The sequence below is a fragment of the Variovorax sp. 20P10.2.4 genome (genome assembly GCF_058244205.1).
On the sequence record NZ_JBZAYE010000709.1, the window covers coordinates 1 to 3529 of the forward strand.

Consider the following 3529-nt stretch of genomic DNA (forward strand, 5'->3'; position numbering starts at 1 on the left):
AGACCGCGCGGTTGCTGGCCAAGCACCGCGCCTTCTCGGAGGCCGCCGCTCAGAGCATCGTGCGCGGGCTCGCGACCGAGCTGCTGTCGGGTGCGCACGATCCGGCGCAGCTGCTGCGCGCCTGGTCCGAACTCGAGACGGTCGAGCGCGAGATGCCCGAGGTCGCGATCCATGCCGCGCAGCGCATGGTGCTGCTCAAGGGCGACCTGCCGGTGGCGCGCAACTGGCTGCTGCCGGCCTGGGAGCGCATGGTGTCGCTGCCGCGCGGCCTCGGCGATGCGCTGCGCGTCAAGCTCGCGCTGGCGCTCGAGGCGGGGCTCGACTCGGTCGATGCCGACTGGCTCGCGCGCATCGAGAGCGCGCAGCGCAACAACCCGCGCGATGCCAATCTGCAGTACCTCGCGGGCATGGCCTGCATGAAGCGCCAGCTCTGGGGCAAGGCGCAGCAGCTGCTGTCGCAGGCCGGCATGGGGCTGCAGGACCCCGAGCTCTACCGCCGTGCCTGGCTCGCGCTCGCGCAACTGGCCGAGGACCGCGGCGATGCCGAGCAGGCCGCGCTGGCCTGGCGCAACGCGGCGCAGATCGAGAACCACCCGGTCTCGCTGCGCTAGCTCAGGGCCGCGAGGCGCAGGCGACCGTGGGCTGCCTGCTCCCGCCGTGGAAGGCCAGCGCGCTCAGCGCCGCGAGCACCCACACGCCGAGCGCGCCGTAGAGCATCACCCCGCCGAAGCCCTGCAGCAGTGCGCCGTGGGCGATCGCGCCCGAAGGATCGAGCGCAGCCAGCGCAGGAAACTCCTGGTGCAGCGTCGCGAGGTGGCCGGCCGCGATCCGTTCGGCGAGTGCGGGCAGCGACGGCGCCAGTTCCGGTAGCGCGCGGCGCAGCGCGGCCCCGATGCCCGCGAGCAGCAGGAAGCCCATCAGCGCGATGTTGACCGCCAGCGTGATGAGCCGCGCGCTCATGTCGATGCCCGAGGCCATGCCGGCGCGGCTCGCGGGCACCGAGCCGGTGGTGGTGTTGGTCACCGGCGTGTTGATCACGCCCAGGCCGAGACCCGCCAGCAGGCAGCCCGGCAGCAGCGTGAGCCAGCTCGCCTCGGCGACGCCGCTGCCCCAGCGCATCAGCAGGAAGCCCGCACCGATGGCGAACAGGCCGGCCGGGATCACGACGCCGGCGCGAAAGCGCGCCGCGAGCCGCTCGCCCAGCGGCGGCGCGACCAGGGTAGGCAGCGTGTAGGCCAGCAGCGCCGTGCCGGCCTGCACCGCGTCGTAGCCCAGGCCGGCCTGGAAGTAGAACGGCAGGTAGATCATGAAGGGCCAGAAGCTGAAGTTCATGCCGACCGAGCCGAGGATCGCGCCCGAGAACGCGCGGATGCGGAACACCGAGAAGTCGAACATCGGATGGGTGCGCCTTCGCTCGATCGCGACGAAGGCGGCAAAGCTCGCGGCCGAGGCGCCGAGCAGGGCCAGGCCCGCCGCGCTCGCGAAACCGAGCCCGGGCCCCTGCGTGATGTAGCCCGTGAGGCCGAGCACCGCGAGCGACAGCGTGACGATGCCCGCGAGGTCGAGCCGTTTCGCCTCGGGGTCGCGTGACTCGCCGACGCTGACGGCCGCCAACAGCCAGACGATGGCGGCCAACGGTGCATGGACCAGGAACACCCATTCCCAGCGCCACAGCGCGGCGATCGCGCCGCCGACGATCGGCCCGAAGCCCAGGCCGACGCCGAACACCACGCCCCAGATCGCGAAGGCCCGGCTGCGTTCGCGGCCCTCCTGGAATTGATGCGAAAGAATGGCGATCTGGCAGATCAGCATGGTGCCGCCGCTCAGGCCCTGCAGGAAGCGCGCGCCGATCAGCAGCGGCGCGCTCGGCGCCAGGCCGCAGACCAGCGAGGTGAGGCCGAACAGCAGCAGGCTGATCGCCAGCACGCGCTTGCGGCCGTAGCGGTCGGCCAGCGTGCCGGCCGCCATCAGCACCGTGGTGCAGGCGATGGTGTAGGCATTCATGATCCATTGCATGGCCTCGAAGTCGGCGTGCAGCGTCTTCTCGAGCGTGGGCAGGATCACGGGAATGCTGGAGATCTCGAGGCCGAACATCGCGGCGACGAGGCAGAGGGCGACCAGCGCGAGGCGGTTGCGTGCGGTGGGTGAGAGGGTCATGGGGCGTCCGGTTGGCGTGGCGCGGCGAGGAGGCCGGCCGCGAGGAGCGCAATTCTGGGTAAAGGGTCTTCATGAGGAAAATGATTTAATTTCGTGAGATTCATTAATCTCCATCACTACTCAAACGACCTGCCCACCCCGCCATGGACTTCGATCCCACCCTGCTGCGCGCCTTCGTGGCCGTGAAGGAGACCGGCAGCTTCACGCGCGCCGCGCAGCGCCTGCACCTGACGCAGTCGGCCATCAGCCACCAGATCCGCCGGCTCGAGGAGCAGGTGGGCCGCGCGCTGCTGCACCGCACGACGCGCCGCCTCACGGTGACGGAGGACGGCGAGGATTTCCTGCGCTATGCCGAGCAGATCCTGACGACGCTCGACGCCATGACGCAGCGCTTCCAGCCTTCGCCGATCTCGGGCGTGGTGCGCTTCGGCGCGCCCGACAACTTCCTGGGCGAGCGCCTGGCGCCGCTGCTGTCGCAGTTCGCGCGCGCCTTTCCGTCGGTTCGCATGGAGGTCTGCGTGAGCATGCACGTCGACCTGCGCGCGGCGATCAAGGCCGGCGAGCTCGACCTCGCGGTCGTGATGTCGCCGCCCGAGGTGGAGGAGGGCACGCGGCTGCGGCGCACGCAGCTGGTCTGGGCCGCGGCCGAGACCTTCGAGCCGCCCAAAGGAGGCTCGCTGCCGCTGGCCTTCTTTCCGAAGCCCTGCGTCTACCGGCAGGTGGCCGGCGCGGCGCTCGACCTCGCGCCGATCGACTGGCACGTGGTGTTCACCTCGGCCAGCCCGCAGGGCATTCGCGCGGCGGTGCTCGCGGGGCTCGCGGCGACGGTGATCACGCGCGAGGACGTGGAGCCGGGCATGAAGATCGTCGACGGCCGCTATGGGCTGCGGCCCTTGCCGAGCGTGGACTTCTCGCTGATCTGGAGCGAGAACGGCCACACGCCCTGTGCCTGCCGCTTCGGGCAGCTGATCCTTGAGATGCCGGGGCTGGTGGCGCCGGCCCCATGAAAAACGGCGCCCGAGGGCGCCGTCTTCATTGCACTCGAGCGGATGCTCAGAGCGTGCGCTGCTCCGGCTGCGCTTCGCCAGCCGGTTGCTCGAACGGCAGCGTCATCGCGGCCAGTTCGCGGCGGGTTTCGACCAGCACCAGCGGGCCTTCGTCGAGCACGATCACCGGCGGGCGCTCGCGCGGCACGTGGACCGGCTTCGGCTCGGCGGCGATCGCGGCGCGCGCCTGCGCGATGCGTTCGGCGTCGGAGTTGACCCACTGCAGGCCCGAGCTTTGCGCGATCTGCGCGAGCTCGTCGAGCGGCAGCTCGAAGGACTGGACCTTCGGCAGCGCGCGGCCATTGGCGGCCGGCTGCGGAGCGCTC

At 71.1% G+C, this 3529-nt stretch carries 4 protein-coding genes; 2 read left to right on the top strand and 2 right to left on the bottom strand.

Features of this window, described 5'->3' with window-relative positions; translation table 11 throughout:
- The coding region (locus AC27VN_RS36045) for a heme biosynthesis protein HemY (RefSeq protein WP_490879731.1) at nucleotides 1–611 on the top strand (611 nt) is incomplete at its 5' end.
- 1 nt (nucleotide 612) lies between these two features.
- Here AC27VN_RS36045 and AC27VN_RS36050 read toward each other — a convergent pair.
- Entirely contained in the window at nucleotides 613–2157 is a 1545-nt protein-coding gene (locus AC27VN_RS36050) for an MFS transporter (protein ID WP_490879732.1), read from the bottom strand.
- Nucleotides 2158–2300: 143 nt separating this feature from the next.
- On the opposite strand from AC27VN_RS36050, the gene AC27VN_RS36055 reads away from it, so the two are divergent.
- On the top strand, nucleotides 2301–3164 hold the full coding sequence (locus AC27VN_RS36055; protein ID WP_490879733.1) for a LysR family transcriptional regulator: 864 nt from the start codon (nucleotides 2301–2303) through the stop codon (nucleotides 3162–3164).
- A 46-nt stretch (nucleotides 3165–3210) separates the two neighbouring features.
- Here the strand turns inward: AC27VN_RS36055 and AC27VN_RS36060 are convergent.
- Nucleotides 3211–3529: hypothetical protein (locus tag AC27VN_RS36060; protein WP_490879734.1), on the bottom strand; the 319-nt coding region annotated here is incomplete at its 5' end.

Excerpts from the sequence above, each read along its gene's own strand:
- AC27VN_RS36050 (WP_490879732.1), bottom strand. The coding sequence starts at position 2,157 with ATGACCCTCTCACCCACCGCACGCAACCGCCTCGCGCTGGTCGCCCTC.
- AC27VN_RS36055 (WP_490879733.1), top strand. The coding sequence starts at position 2,301 with ATGGACTTCGATCCCACCCTGCTGCGCGCCTTCGTGGCCGTGAAGGAG.